At 58.5% G+C, this 14,091-nt stretch carries 17 protein-coding genes; 16 read left to right on the forward strand and 1 reads right to left on the reverse strand.

The window, feature by feature from the left end; all coding sequences use genetic code 11:
- Position 1: 1 nt before the first annotated feature.
- From BLV61_RS24270 to BLV61_RS24300, 7 genes are all read left to right on the forward strand, one after another.
- Positions 2 to 391, forward strand: coding sequence for a hypothetical protein (locus BLV61_RS24270; RefSeq protein WP_090467935.1), 390 nt, complete (start codon positions 2 to 4; stop codon positions 389 to 391).
- Positions 391 to 837 carry a hypothetical protein gene (locus BLV61_RS24275; protein ID WP_090467937.1) on the forward strand — a complete coding sequence of 149 codons (447 nt, stop codon included), beginning with the start codon at positions 391 to 393 and terminating at the stop codon, positions 835 to 837. The genes BLV61_RS24270 and BLV61_RS24275 overlap by 1 nt, the downstream gene beginning before the upstream one ends.
- Positions 834 to 1,247 (forward strand): phage tail terminator-like protein, encoded by a 414-nt coding sequence (locus BLV61_RS24280; protein ID WP_090467939.1) that lies wholly within the window; start codon positions 834 to 836, stop codon positions 1,245 to 1,247. The genes BLV61_RS24275 and BLV61_RS24280 overlap by 4 nt, the downstream gene beginning before the upstream one ends.
- Before the next feature lie 9 nt (positions 1,248 to 1,256).
- Entirely contained in the window at positions 1,257 to 1,712 is a 456-nt protein-coding gene (locus tag BLV61_RS24285; protein ID WP_090467941.1) for a phage tail tube protein, read from the forward strand.
- 69 nt (positions 1,713 to 1,781) lie between these two features.
- Positions 1,782 to 2,441, forward strand: a complete 660-nt coding sequence (locus tag BLV61_RS24290) for a phage tail protein (RefSeq protein WP_090467944.1) — start codon at positions 1,782 to 1,784, stop codon at positions 2,439 to 2,441.
- Between the two features lie 63 nt (positions 2,442 to 2,504).
- The gene (locus BLV61_RS24295) at positions 2,505 to 2,885 is read left to right on the forward strand and encodes a phage tail assembly chaperone (protein ID WP_090467947.1); all 381 of its coding nucleotides are present in this window, start codon (positions 2,505 to 2,507) and stop codon (positions 2,883 to 2,885) included.
- Positions 2,886 to 2,947: 62 nt separating this feature from the next.
- Positions 2,948 to 3,196: a DUF1799 domain-containing protein gene (locus BLV61_RS24300; protein WP_090467949.1), complete on the forward strand. Its 249-nt coding sequence runs from the start codon at positions 2,948 to 2,950 to the stop codon at positions 3,194 to 3,196.
- 2 nt (positions 3,197 to 3,198) lie between these two features.
- Here the strand turns inward: BLV61_RS24300 and BLV61_RS24305 are convergent, their stop codons facing one another.
- Positions 3,199 to 3,654, reverse strand: coding sequence for a hypothetical protein (locus BLV61_RS24305; RefSeq protein ID WP_090467951.1), 456 nt, complete (start codon positions 3,652 to 3,654; stop codon positions 3,199 to 3,201).
- Positions 3,655 to 3,778: 124 nt separating this feature from the next.
- On the opposite strand from BLV61_RS24305, the gene BLV61_RS24310 reads away from it, so the two are divergent.
- The 9 genes from BLV61_RS24310 (at position 3,779) to BLV61_RS24355 (ending at position 14,091) form a co-directional block, all read left to right on the forward strand.
- Entirely contained in the window at positions 3,779 to 4,123 is a 345-nt protein-coding gene (locus tag BLV61_RS24310; RefSeq protein WP_090467952.1) for a superinfection immunity protein, read from the forward strand.
- Between the two features lie 94 nt (positions 4,124 to 4,217).
- Positions 4,218 to 9,536 (forward strand): phage tail tape measure protein, encoded by a 5,319-nt coding sequence (locus BLV61_RS24315; protein ID WP_167361803.1) that lies wholly within the window; start codon positions 4,218 to 4,220, stop codon positions 9,534 to 9,536.
- On the forward strand, positions 9,533 to 10,453 hold the full coding sequence (locus BLV61_RS24320) for a hypothetical protein (RefSeq protein ID WP_090467955.1): 921 nt from the start codon (positions 9,533 to 9,535) through the stop codon (positions 10,451 to 10,453). Before BLV61_RS24315 ends, BLV61_RS24320 begins: the two co-directional genes overlap by 4 nt.
- Positions 10,453 to 10,830, forward strand: a complete 378-nt coding sequence (locus BLV61_RS24325) for a hypothetical protein (RefSeq protein ID WP_090467957.1) — start codon at positions 10,453 to 10,455, stop codon at positions 10,828 to 10,830. Before BLV61_RS24320 ends, BLV61_RS24325 begins: the two co-directional genes overlap by 1 nt.
- A 10-nt stretch (positions 10,831 to 10,840) precedes the next feature.
- Positions 10,841 to 11,260 carry a hypothetical protein gene (locus tag BLV61_RS24330; RefSeq protein WP_090467959.1) on the forward strand — a complete coding sequence of 140 codons (420 nt, stop codon included), beginning with the start codon at positions 10,841 to 10,843 and terminating at the stop codon, positions 11,258 to 11,260.
- An 823-nt stretch (positions 11,261 to 12,083) separates the two neighbouring features.
- On the forward strand, positions 12,084 to 12,644 hold the full coding sequence (locus BLV61_RS24340) for a hypothetical protein (RefSeq protein WP_090467963.1): 561 nt from the start codon (positions 12,084 to 12,086) through the stop codon (positions 12,642 to 12,644).
- A complete protein-coding gene (locus tag BLV61_RS24345; protein ID WP_090467965.1) occupies positions 12,641 to 13,048 on the forward strand; it encodes a DUF1353 domain-containing protein in 408 nt (135 codons plus the stop codon). The genes BLV61_RS24340 and BLV61_RS24345 overlap by 4 nt, the downstream gene beginning before the upstream one ends.
- A complete protein-coding gene (locus tag BLV61_RS24350) occupies positions 13,049 to 13,582 on the forward strand; it encodes a glycoside hydrolase family 19 protein (RefSeq protein WP_090467967.1) in 534 nt (177 codons plus the stop codon).
- Positions 13,579 to 14,091, forward strand: coding sequence for a lysis system i-spanin subunit Rz (locus tag BLV61_RS24355; protein ID WP_090467969.1), 513 nt, complete (start codon positions 13,579 to 13,581; stop codon positions 14,089 to 14,091). Before BLV61_RS24350 ends, BLV61_RS24355 begins: the two co-directional genes overlap by 4 nt.

The following is a 14,091-nucleotide window of genomic DNA, read 5'->3' on the forward strand; positions in this document are numbered from 1 at the left end:
CATGCCCGACATTTACGACCGGAGCAAAGCTCTGGCGGTGCGGATGCTCGCGCCTCGCAGCAAAGGCGGAAAGGGTTTGGAGATGACGCTGACCAAATCAGTCAAGGGGCCGAGAGATCCTGATACCGGCGGCGCGGCAACCGTAAATACGAACCACGAAGGCTCAGCATTCCGCGACACCTATGAGCAGAAGGACATTGACGGCACGGCGATCAAGGTCGGCGACGTCAAGCTACTGGTCTCTCCGGTGAAGCTCGATGGTGCCGATATGCCGCAGCCTTCCACTCAAGACAAAATTCTGTTCGACGGCAGGCTCTACACCGTCATCCAGGTCAATCCTTGGAATTACGCCGGCCTCGCGGTCGGCTTTGAAGTGCAGGCGAGGGCGTAATGGCTGAGAAAGTCCACCACATGACCGCCAGATATGGCGGCCTGAACGGGTCATTTTCCGAAACCTTGCGCCAGTACCGTGATCAGACCCTGGCTGACATGGATGAGATATTCCAAAGGGTTGTTATTGAGATCGGCACAACCCTGATTCGGCTTTCTCCGGTGGACACCGGGCGTTTCCGGGGGAACTGGCAGTTCACTATCGACTCCCCTGCGTCGGCCAGCCTCGACAACTACGACAAGGAAGGCCATCAGACCATCGCGGAGCTTGTTGGTGGTGTGCAATCCCTGACCTACGGCCAGACAGCCTACCTCGTTAACAACCTGATCTATGCGATCCCGCTGGAGTATGGCCATAGCCAGCAAGCGCCGGCCGGCATGGTGCGAATCACAAAGGAAAGCTTTCAGGCCATTGTCGAGCAGGTCGTACGGGAGGTTTCAGGATGAGCCATGCTCGCGCACGCCGCGCTATCGAGGTGAAGCTCGACGCATGGGCCGAGGCAGAAGGGCTCATGGTCGCCCATGGTGCGGAGCCATTCGACCCGCCGGAAGGCCAGGTCTATTTGCGAGCCTTCTTGATCCCGGCAAGCACCACATGCCGCTACCTGAATGCGAGCGAGCTTGAGTACAGCGGCATCTATCAGGTCAGCATCATCACCCCGATCGATCAGCTGATCTCTGTGCCTGAACAAATCATCGATCAGCTATCAGCGCTTTTCCCGCTCGACTCTCTGCTGGATAGGGCTGGCTTTCTCGGCCAGGTCTCCGCTCCCGTCGAGCAGGGCCCCACCATCACGGAGCCGGATAGATACACGGTTCCTGCGTCTTTCACCTACCGTGGAAGCGCTGCGCCATAGGGCAGAGCAATGCAAAAACGTATCCCTCTACCCAATGGAACGACGATCTGGGTCAGCCCGGCCGTTACTCCCGGCACATTCGCCCCGCCTGGCCCGACGGACGCAAGCTGGATTGAAGTGCAGAAGGTCACCGCACTGACCCACTCGGGTGGCGATGAGAAGTTTTCCACCCATTCACCGCTGGGCAGTTATGAAGATGTGCGCACACCTGCCGGTCGCAACCTGATGGATATCCAGTTGAGCTTTGAGGATGCGCCAGATTCTGCCTACGCGGCAGCAATCGCGCAGGGCATGGATGCCCGGGCGGCGCTGGCCTGGAAGTTCAAGCTGCCAGGCGGCCTGACCAATATCGTTTTCGCCGGCTATGCAAGCGGCGCAATGCTCCCGGTCCTTGATCGAAACCAGCTCATGACTATCGCCATCACCATCGCCGTGATCGGCACGCCGAAACGCATCACCACCTGACCCGCTCCGCCCAGCAAACCCCATACCCGCAAGCGCGGGCACTCGTTTACATAAAGAGGTAATACCCCCATGGCTACTCGTATTGCGCTGCCGAACGGCGCGACTATGGAACTCGCAGTCAGCTTTTCTACTGCAAAACTGATCACCGCCATCAGTAACGCGAACCCCGCTGTAGCGAGCGCTACAGGTAACGGCCTGGCTGATGGCGATATCGTTCTTCTCCAGTCGAGCTGGGGAAAGCTGGATGGTCGTGCTGTCCGTGTTGCCGATGCTGCCACCGACAATTTCGCTCTGGAAGGCATCAGCACGCTGAACGCCGATTTCTACACCGCAGACGGCGGCGCTGGCAGCTTCCAGTCAGCAGCAAGCTGGGTCGAAATCACCAAGATTACGGGCGCGTCACTGACTGGCGGCGAGCAGCAATTTCTGACTGTTGGCTACTTGTCGGATGACGATGATCGCCAGTACCCGACCAACCGCAACCCTATGAGCATGGCGCTGACGGTTGAAGACCAGCCGACTGCTGCGTACGTGCCGGTTGCCGAAGGCTACACCGACAACAAAACCCAGACCGTGCTGCGCCTGAATCTGCCCAACGGCGACAAGATTCTCTACCCGGGCTTCTGCACCATCACCGACACCCCGACACTGGAACGAAACGCACTGATGACCCGCACAGTGAACTTCGCTCTTTCCGGCCGTCCTGTTCGCTACGTCAAAGCCGCGTAATACGCGGCTACACCCATTATCGCGTAACCCACGCTACCACCTCTCGCACCAGGAGCCTCACCCATGGCCAAGATTTCCATCAAGCAGAACCCAACCTTCAAACTCGACGTTGAAATCCCGCGCATCGGCGACAAGCCGGTCAAGGTGCCTTTCGTGTTCGCCTACCGTGACCGCGATGAGCTTTCCGAATTCGCCGACAACGGAATCCAGCACGGCAAAGAAGTGCGCGAGCTGATTGAAAAGGAATGCACCGTTCGCGAGCTCTCCAGCAAATCTGAAGAGTTCCAGACCAGTCAGCTCTTGCTGATCGTCAAGGGCTGGGGCTTCGATGACGAACTGAACGAAGAAAACATCCGAGCACTGGTGCGCAGTCATGCGGCCGTCCCTGACGCAATCGTCGCGGCGTACCAATCGGCCTATAACAAGGCGCGCGAGGGAAACTGACAGAGGTCGTCCGGGCCATCTACACCCCGTCCGTAACAGCTGAGCAGGCTGCTCTGTTCGGCATGAAGCCGGAGGACCTGGAGATCGAAATCGAACTGTGGGCCATCAATGCCGAAGCCTTCAGCGTGTTCAACTCCATGAGCACGCAATGGCGCTCCGGCATGAGCGGGGCGACAGGCCTGGATTACACCGCGCTACCTGTCGTGATGGATCTGGAGGGGGTGAAGGCTGATAACCGTCAGCAAGTGTTCAGAGATGTGCGGACCATGGAGCAGGAAGCGTTGCGGACGATGGCTGACAACCAGGAGTGATCTCAAGGCTTAGAATTTAGCTTGTCCTTCGCCTTGCGCAACCGCTCGTAAATGGCGGCTGATCGCGGGCCTTTGTGCACAAGGGCGAAAAGCCCAGCCTGTACGCAGGCCTGGGTCTTGTAGTCTTCAGCTATCGCAACCCAGCGCTCGCACATGCTGATCTCGCTGAGAGCGTTCTTGTTCTTCTTGAACAGGATGGCGGCGCGCTCGAAATAGAACGGCGCTGCGCATATTCGACTGCCAGCCGCCTGACCCCAGTAGTTGCGCTCTTCTGCGGCAACACACTGGACCATGGCGGATAGATCGTTTTTGTCGCCGGCAAACTCAGTGGTCGGAACGCCGCTGACATGGGCGAGGGCGCCCATGTCGCGCATGATCTCTTCGGACGTAATCTCGAAGTCTGGTTTGGTGGCGCCCTGTTGAGTGCTGCCGTCCAGCACCTGCTTGATCCATGACATGCTCATAACTCCTTGCTCTGAATGGGAACCGTAGCAGGCAATTCAGTGGGCGTCTAAACCCTGCCGCTTTGGTGGTCTGCTGTGATGGTGGTAGATTGCCGGCATCAAAAAGGGAGATGTGGCGATGTCAAACGGCTCTAATGCACTGGGACTTGTCCTAATTTTTTTCTGCATAGTTATTTATTTTATTCCGGCATTAAACGCTTCTCGTAGAGAGCACTCGAATTCAGTAGCCATTTTCTTGCTTAACCTGTTTCTTGGCTGGACTCTCATTGGGTGGGTTGCAGCTCTTGTTTGGTCCGCGTCTGCTATCTCTCCCGCCCCCACAGAATCGTTACACACCGAAGAGGCCGCACCTGTCGAGCAGGACAAGTACCAAAAGCTTGAAATCCTTGCCTCTTTGAAGGAGAGGGGAATGATTACCGATGAAGAGTTTCAAAAAGAGAAAGCTGAGCTCCTGGGGAGCTGAGACCTCTTAAATTTCCTGAGCCCGCCATTGAGCGGGCTTTTTAATGCCTGAAAGCCGGCCGCTGAGCCGGTTTTTTAATGCCTGGAGGAAAGTGATGGGCACAATCGGCGAACTTGGGCTTGCAGTCCACTCCGAGTCGGCAGTCCAGGCCGCCGAAAATCTGGACAGATTGGTCGAGTCGGGAGTTCGGGCGGAGCAGGCGGTCAATCATCTTGGCGAGACCTCCGAGCAGGCCAAGGCCCGAGTCCTCGGCCTAGCCAAAGCGGCCCTTGAGTCAAGCTCGTATCAAGAAACTCTGAATCGCGCCTATGAGGCTACAGCGGGTGCTTCGGCCGCCGCAGCTCGCGAGCAACTGAATCACTCGGCAGCAATTCGCCAGAGCTCAAAATCTGTAACCGAGAGCGCATCCGCCCAAGAAAAACTTGCCGCGTCGGAACGAAAGACAACTGCAGCGACAACCGACCAGACTCGTGAACTGGAAAAGCTTCTCGCCCAGATCGATCCAACAACGGCGGCATATGCGCGCCTGGACAAGCAACAGCAGCAGCTCGCAAAGTTCAAGGCGATCATGCCCGCCAATGACTTCGCAGATTACAGCGCCAAGATTGAACAGACCCGTGCCGGCCTGAGTCGTCTTGATGAAGGGATGAGCAAAACTGGCGCTTCCGCCAAACAGACCTCAGCAGCGTTGCGTACTGTTCCTGCGCAAGTGACGGATATTTTCACCTCCATTGCTGGCGGGCAGTCAATTGTGATGGTTGCCCTTCAGCAGGGCGGGCAGCTTAAGGATTCGTTTGGCGGCATTGGTTCTGCCGCGAAAGCGGTTGGGGGCTACGTCCTCGGCCTCGTTAATCCGTTCACCGTGGCAGCTGCTGCGGCTGCCGCACTGGGATACGTCTATTACGATGTCGAGAAGCAGGTCAGCGCCTTCAATAAGGCTCTCTTTTCAGGTACCGCGAGCTCAGGTCAGACGTCGAGCAGCCTTGCCGCCATATCGAAAGACGCAGCAGCAATCGGCGGAAGCATCAGCGAAGCCAATGATGCCGTTATTGCTCTCGCGGGCAGCGGAAAGCTTAGCCAGGTACAGTTTAAAAATCTTGCCGAGGCGGCAGCATCCATAGGCGAGTATTCAGGAAAGGGCGCCGGCGAAGTTGCCAAATCGCTTTCCGACATTGGCGATAGCGCTACGGACGCCGCGCAGAAGATCAGCGCTCAATACGGCCTGCTGACTTACGCGCAGTATGAGGTGATTGCCGCGCTTGATGAGCAAGGCAGAAAGCAGGAGGCGCTCGACGCCCTCAGCGAGGCCTTGAATCAGAACGCTCAAGAGCGCCTTGCGAAGTATCGAGCCTCACTGTCAGACCTTGAGCGCGACTGGAATGACGTCGGGACAGCGATCAGTAACGCCTATAGTCGAATAAAGGGGGGGCTTTTCCCTGGAATTGACGAGCAGATCGCGCGCACGCAAAAAGATTTGGATGAGGCAAACAAAGGAAATGTAGGGCTCTTCCAGAATAAAAAGGAGATGGTTGAGTTTTATACGGATCGCTTGAACTTTCTTCAGGATGAGAAGGCGGCCAAGGAGGATATTGCTCGATACGACGCCGAGAACGATCGGAAGGATCAGGAGCGAATTGCCGCCCAAAGAGACTGGAAGTCCGAGGTTAAAAAATACCAGTCCGACGCAAAAAATCTTGAGGATGAGGTCACCGAGGCAAAGCGTAAGGGTCTAGCTGCTGGTGCATCTCAAGTTGAGATAGAAAAAACCATTGCCAGTATCCGGGAGAGGAGCGCCAAGAAGAACGGCACAAAATCCTCCGCAGTAGATCTCACCTCCTTCAATGATGCCGACAACAAGCTCAAGGCCCTCACTGCCAGCTTCCAGAATTCGATGCGGGTTTTGGATGCCTCGCAGAAGGCCGGTCTGATTACTCAGCAGCAGTACGCCGAGCAGAAGTCAGCGCTTATCCAGAAAGAAAAGACCGACGTCGAGGCTGCCTATCAGGGCGAGATTTCCGCCCTTGAATCGGTCCGCGACAAGTCCAGCACCACCAGCGCCCAGCGCATTCAGATCGACCAGAAGATTTCCGACTCCAAGTCGAAGATGGTCGACGCCCTGAAGAAGCTGGACGCTGACCAGGAAGTACTTTCAATTGAGATGCGCGGCCGGCTGGACAAGGACGAGGCCGCGATCAAGGCGTTCGCGCAGACGGTTCAGGACAGCCTCAACCTTGCTCAGCAGGGGCTGGATAATCAACTGGCAGGATTTGGGCTAAGCGATAAGGATCGCGGGCGCCTTCAGGAAGATCTGAAAATCCGGCAGGACTATCAGAAGCAGCTGGAGAAGCTGACTCGCGATTACGGGAACATCGTCAGTCCATCCAGTGCAGACAAGGATAAGTACGACCGCGAAACCCAGATCCTGAAAGGCGCTTTGGATCAGCGCCTGGCCAAGCAAGAGGACTATTACCGCAAGGAGGACGCCCTACGCGGCGATTGGTCAAACGGCGTTTCTCGCTCCTGGAGAAACTACGTTGATGAAGCCAATGATGCAGCAGGCCTGACTGAGTCAGCCTTCACCAATGCCTTCACAGGTATCGAAGATGTCTTCGTTGACTTCGTCACCAACGGCAAGGCCTCGTTCAAGGACTTCGCTGATTCAGTGCTCGCTGACCTGGCGCGCATTGTTTTCAAGCAGCAGATCATGGCTCCGCTGCTGCAATCGATGTTTGGCAGTACGCCGTCAGGCGACGGCATCGGCCAGGCATCGGGCCAGATGTTCGGCGGTGGCACGGGCTCCGGCTTCACCGACATCCTGTCGATGGGCCAGAAGGCAGTCGGCCTGTATCAAAGTGGCGCCGGCCAGGCGTTTATATCTGGCTTTCAGTCGGGCACTGGCATTGTCGGCGGCATTGAAAGCGGTCTCAGCGCTGGATATGCATCGCTTTCTGGCGCAATCACTGGCAACACCGCAGCTATCGGCAGCTTGCAGTCGGGTTACACAGGTTCGGCCATGTCGAACTGGGTCGCCGGCCAGGCTGGGTCTGGGGCGAGTGCTGCAGGTGGTGCGGCCGCAGCTGGTAGTGCCGCCAGTACAGGCGTCATGGGATCCGGCCTAAGCGCCATGGGAGCCGCCGGCTACGGGATCGGCGGCGCGCTGTATGGCTACCAGCAAAGCGGCGTGAAGGGCGCGGTCGCAGGCGGCTTGGGCGCGGCAGCTGGGGCTGTGGCTGGGCAGATCCTGATCCCGGTCCCGGTTCTTGGTGCCGCAATTGGCGCCTTCATTGGTGGCACTATCGGTGGCTCGCTGTTTGGTGGTGACTGGCAGACCAAGGATCAAGGCCTTTCGCTGGGTGTCGAAAGCGGCGACTTCGCAGGTCAGCAGTACAAGTACCAGAAAAAGAAAGGTGGCTTGTTCGGCAAGAACAAGAGTCGCGACCGCTTTTCTGCGCTAAGCCCTGAAATGCAGACGGCTCTCGGCAACACTTACGACGCCACTGAAGGCTCCGTTCTCTCGCTGTTCGAACGTATCAACGTTCAGTTAAACGACGGCGTGCTCGACGGCCTGAACATCGCGGCCTCTAAGATCAGCACCAAGGACAAGACGGCTGAGCAGATCCAGGAGGAAATCGCCAAGTGGTTTGGTGGTGTGGCGGATTCGATGGTTTCCGCTGTGGATGCGGCAACCGGTGCAGGCCTCGGCGGCTTCAACTTCGAGAGCCTGACGACGTTCGTCAACAACCTGTACTCCGTCAACGACGTGCTGAAAAACCTGAATGTCGGGCTTTTCGATCTCAACGTTAACGGCGGGTACATGGCGCAGAGCCTGTCCGCCATGGCGGGCGGGCTTGAGGCGCTTACCACCAGCGCGAGCACCTACTACGACAACTTCTTCACGGATACGGAGAAGGCTGACGACACGCTCGAGGCTGTCCGCAAGCAGTTCGAAGCAATCAACATGACGCTTCCGGCCAGCCGTCAGGGCTATCGGGACATCATTGAAGCGCTGGACGTGACCACTGAAGCTGGGCGGGCGATGTTCGTCACGCTGACTGGCATGGCGGGCAATGCTGCTTCGGCCTATTCGATTCTCGAGCAGCGGTCGGACGCAGCCGCGGCCGCCGTGCAGGCCATGTCCGAGAAGCTGATTGGCGTCGCGGGTGGCGCTCAAAGCGCCCTGCAGCGTGCAATCTCTGCCCAGCAGAAGGCGACGACCGAGGCTTATAACGCGCGTGTCACCTCACTCAATGACATGGTCAGCACCGCGACAGAAAACGTCAGCGGCCTGACTTCAGTCGGCAACGATCTGGGCGATGCACTCAAAGCTCTGCGCGGCGATTCGGATGACGCCGTGAAGATGCTGCGAGCCCAGGCACAAGCAACGCTGCAAAGCGCGCTGGCCACGGCTCGTTCCGGTGGGTCGCTGTCCGGCTTCACCGGTTTGAGCGATGCGCTGGATACGGTCAGCAGCAACAACACTGACCTCTACGGCTCCATGGAGGACTTCGCCCGGGACCAGGGGCGAACGGCTAACGTCGTGGCAGAGCTGAACGGCATCAATGGCAAGCAGCTCACCACTGCCGAGAAGTCGCTGAAAGGGCTTGAGGATCAAATCAAGCAAGCCAAAGACAGCTATGACCTGCAGATGGCGCAGTACGACCAGCAGCTTGACTTCGCCCAGGCGCAGATGGATGCGCTCAACGGCATTGATAGCTCTATCAAGAGCGTTGTGGATGCAATCAGCGCTATGAACATGGCGGTTATATCGGCACTGGCAGGTATGGGCGGGAAAGGTACGACAAACTCCGCCGCCACCAACGGCGCCTATATCGACACCATCTACACGGAGCTACTCGGGCGCGACGCTGATAAAGCTGGCAAGGATTATTGGCTGGGCCAGGTTTCCAAGGGGGATATCACTCTTGGCCAGCTGGCCCAGGCAATCGCCAATGCAGCCAAGGAAAATAAAGAGAAGGTCAAGGCCGGCTACGCAACTGGCGGGCTGATCTCTGGCCCTGGCAGCGGCACCAGCGACAGCATCATCGCTCGCCTTTCCAATGGCGAATACGTGATGCGCGCCGACGCGGTGCGTATGTTCGGTACCGGGCTGCTCGATCAGATGAACGCCGGGCAGATTCCGGCTTTCGCCACCGGTGGCGGGGTAGGTGAGCTGGGCCCACAACTGGAGGTTACTGTGCCGAGTCGGATCTACAGCGCGAATCAGAGCTCCACGGGTAGGGGGAATGATCGCGGTGCCACCGCGGCTGAGGTGCAAGGCCTACGCCGGGATATTGAGAGCAACGCCACCTACACAACGCGACTTTTGAAAGCGGTCGCGGACGGCATCGACACGCTCGTCAACTCCGGCGTGCAAATCATTGGCACAGTCGATACCAAGGCGGTTCCAGCATGAGTGAAATGAGAGTGGTGCCGGGGATAGAAATAACTCCGGCGAAGATGATCGCCAATGCATTGCCGGATATGGACTATCCAGCCTACAACCCAGCGACTGCCTACAAGATTGGGGACAAGGTGACGATTGATCGACTCAACTACGAAGCCGTGGTTGCCAATACCAATCGTCATCCAGTCACTGACGCGGTAAGCCCCTCGGCATGGGTGAGTCTTGGATGGGTCAATAAGTACAGGATGTTCAACAAGAACATCGGCAACACCTGGAAGATTGGCACCTTCACTTCGAACCCTGAAAGCATTGATCTGACCATTCGGCCTGGCCAGCGAATCAACGCGATCGGTCTCGTCGGGGTTTATGCCTCGTCGGTGCGAATCATCATGACCGTGCCGGGGGTACCAGACCCGGTATACGACAAGACTTTCTCGATGTCTCGCAAGGCCGGGGGGAGTTGGTATCAGTACTACTTCGGTCAGTTCGTCACCAAGGACAACTTGGCCGAATTCGATCTACCGCCATTCAGCAACGCCGATATCCGCGTAATCGTCAGCGCTCCGGGCGGCATCGCCCGGGTAGGAATGATGGTGCTTGGCTGGGCCAAAACTATCGGGACTGCCGTGTACGGAACATCGCTCGGACGCAAGAAATACTCGACTGTCAGAGAAGAGTTTGACGGAAGCATGACGATCACCGGTCGTGGCAGGCGTAGGTCGATTGATTTCCAGGTTGTCATCGGGGGCGACCAGATCTCAAGCGCTCAGCGATCCCTGGATGCGCTCGACGACGCGCCGGCTCTATATGTCGGCGCAAGTGAGCTGGATTACACGGTCATCGTCGGGATATTCGAAGACTTCGACATAGGGCTGCCGACGTACAACCGTGGTGAATACACACTCAAAGTAAGGAGCCTCATGTAATGGCAGTCACAGCGCCAACAATTACACCTCTACCACCCGCACCACTGCCCACCGATGCCGAGGCCGTATTTGATGCCAAGGCCGGGGTTCGGCTGACCGCTGAAGAGGTCATGGTGGTTGAGCTCAACGCCTCCTTTGGCTGGGTCGCCACCCAGGTCAGTGCGGCCGAGGGCTACAAGAACGCCGCTGCGCTCTCAGCCCAAACCGCCACCGAGCAGGCCGCCATTGCCTCGGGCGCCGGCGGCGCTGCGGCTGAGCAGGTGGCGCTAGCGGTCACTTACGCAAACAACGCAGCCGCATCTGCTACGGCTGCGGAGAGCGCCACCGGCTCCATCGGCAATCTTGCACTGCTACACGCAGTAGCCTATTCATTCTAAGGAGGCCGTCATGGCTAACACCTTTACCGCTCCATTTGTTCAGCAATACAAGACTCAGGCTGCTGTGGTTACTGCGGCTCTCGGCGGGATAGGAACAGCGACTGTTACTGGCGCTGTCGCTGTCGCTACGGCGGGGGTTAACGGTGCCGTCCTCACAAGACTGACCGCTATCCCTAGGGCAACTGTCACCGCGTCATCGCTAGTGTTGTTTCTTGTAAAGGCATCGGCTCCAACAGTATTCCAACTTATCGACTCGGAATTAATGCCAGCTTTCACGGTGGCAGCCACTACGGCAATTCCTGAAACGCCTTTCGGCAACATCACGAACGACAACCCGCTGCGTATGGAGGCCGGGGATATTCTTTATGTTGGTTCTCAAGTGGCGCTGGCTGCCGGGATCGTGTTCACCGCTCAATGGGGAAATCTGTGATGGGCGCGCGCGAGCTTGGTAATCCAATGGGCAACCCTTTGGCTCTACCAAACAAGCGGGGCGGTGTCTCGGTGATCAATCCAACAATTGTGGATTTCACGGGCGTCGACGGAAGCACCATTATCTCTGGAACGTATCTGCTGCCGGCCGGGTATAGCTTTTTCCGGGTCACAGTCGTCGGGGGTGGCGGTAGCGGCCTCCCTGCATCCCCTCCTGGTGGCGGCGGCGGTGGCGGCGGTGGTTTATCACGATCTGCAATTCTACCCGCAGTCACCGGCCTAGCCATTGCTTGGCAAGCAGGGAACCCGTCTACGGGCACCGACCCGGGCGGCGCCTCCTTTGCGAACTTCGGGGCGATTAGCCTGCAAGCCACGGGCGGTCAAACGCCTACTGGTGGAACGGGGGGAGTAGGGGGAGTAGGTTCCGGTGGAGCAGATAATTGGGCGGGAGGTAACGGAGGTTCCGCTAGCTCGGGCGCAGGCGGCGGAGGCGGCGCGGCCGGTATTGACGGAAACGGCGCGAACGGAGGTAACGGGCGAGCTACTGGCCAATCGTCCGGATGTACAGGTGGTGGCGGCGGCGGCGGCCAGTACTCCACTACTACTACTAACTATTCTGGCGGTGGCGGTGGAGTAGGGGCAAATGGCGCGCCGGGAAATATAACGGACCCGGTGAACTACGGCATAGCAGGAGCAGCCGTGAATTTCTTCGGAACGCCTGCGCCGCTGTTCACTGGGCGCGGTGGTAACTGGGGCGGCGGCGGTGGCTCCAATTTGTCAGGCGGAAAAGGTTTTGGTGGCTTCGGTGGAGTGAGGATCGAGCTATGGTAAAGGTGCAAAACGGAATCGCCTCGCGCGAACCTGTCCCGGCATTCCTTTTTGGGTTGCTTCCTGAATCGCTCGCGGATCTGTCCTGGACCGACCCCACATTGGGTGTCCAAGACTGCGCATGGTGGCCCGAAGAAGATGTATCCGGCGAACTCGGCACCAATAAGAAGTGGGGCGCTGAAGTGCTGACCCTGGATGCAGAGCGCCAAGTCGTACTAGTGAGCCGCAAACAGGTAGCCATGACGGCGGCAGAGAAGGCGGCGAGGGAGGCGTTGATTCAGGCTGAGATCACGGCGGCTTTCGAGCAAGCGATACAGGCCAGGCTCAACGAAGCCGCTATTGCGGCCCGCTACGACAGTATAGCCACGGCTGTGAGCTATGCCGAAGAGCCAGCGGTGCCCAAGTTCCAAAATGACGGCAAGGCCTTTCGCGCTTGGCGATCTTTGGTCTGGGCCTATGCCTATGAACAATTGGCCGCCGTAAAAGCAGGAGAGCGAACGCAGCCGACTGTTGAGGGCTTCCTACTGGAGTTGCCTGAGCTGGAGTTGCCCGTATGAGCCGATTTGTCACCACACTGAAAACCGACCAGACCGACCGCCGCACCTACAAGCTGCTCGATGACCTGGTGCTGGCCGATGAGGATCAACGCACGATCATCGTGCCGGCCGGCTTCATCACCGACTTCGCCAGCATCCAGGTGCTGCACAACGTCTTTCTGTTTGTGCTGTTCGCCATGGTGGCTGGTTACGGGAACTACGCCGCGACCGTGCACGACTGGCTTTATTTTGGCGGCCAGGTCAGCCGCAAGGAAGCGGACGCCATTCTGTACCGGGCATTGCGCGCGGAAGGCGTCGCCCGATGGCGAGCCTGGCTGTTCTGGGCTGGTGTCCGAATAGGCGGCGCCAAGCACTACACCAAGACCCCGACCCGTTCGGGGTTTTCTTCGTCTGGAGATCAGTAAATGCCAATCACCGCGCAGCAACTGCTGCAGATCCTCCCGAACGCCGGCGCCAAAGCCGGCGTTTTTGTTCCTGTCCTCAATACCGCGATGGGACGGTTCCAGATTATCGGCTCCAAACGAGTGGCCGCGTTCATTGCCCAGATCGGACATGAGTCCGGCCAGTTGGTCTACGTCCGGGAGATCTGGGGGCCGACTCCAGCCCAGGCCAAGTACGAAGGTCGCAAGGACTTGGGCAACACCGTCCCGGGCGATGGCTTCAAGTATCGCGGGCGCGGCCTGATCCAGATCACCGGACGGGCAAACTATGCGGCGTGCGGCGAAGCCCTGGCCCTCGACCTGATCAATCAGCCAGAGCTGTTGGAGCAGCCGAAGAACGCCTGCCTGTCTGCGGCATGGTTCTGGGCAGTCAATGGGCTGAATACCCTGGCTGATGCCGGCGACTTCGAAAAGATCACGCGTCGGATCAATGGCGGGCTCAATGGCCAGGCTGATCGGCTGAAGCTTTGGAGCAAGGCGACGGCGGTGCTGGCATGAGTCCGGCAACGCTGAAGGTCGCGCTGGCTGGCGCCCTACTTCTCTTGCTGGCCACAGCCGGCGGAGTCTGGAAGGTGCAGGACTGGCGCTACGGCAAGCAGTTGGCCGAGCAGTCCGGCGCGCACCAGGCTGACCTGACCGCAATCAGCAATGCGGCGGCGGCACAGCAACGCACCGAACAGGACAAACGCCTGGCGCTCGAGCAGCGCCTGGCGGCCAGCGACCAAACTCACCATGAGGCTTTGACCAATGCTCAAAAAGACCAAGCTCGCCTGCGCGATCGCCTTGCCACTTCTGATCTGCGGCTGTCAGTCCTCCTCGCCGAAGATTCAACCGGTGGCTGTTCAATGTCAGCCGCCACCGGCGCCGGCGGCGTGGTTCATGGAGGAGCGCGCGCCCGACTTGACCCAGCGCATGCTCAACGAATTATCGGCATCACCGACGAAGGCGACCGGGGACTGATCGCGTTGCAAGCGTGCCAGGCCTATGTCAGAGAAGTGAGCCACTGA

Source organism: Pseudomonas mohnii (genome assembly GCF_900105115.1).
GTDB lineage: Bacteria > Pseudomonadota > Gammaproteobacteria > Pseudomonadales > Pseudomonadaceae > Aquipseudomonas > Aquipseudomonas mohnii.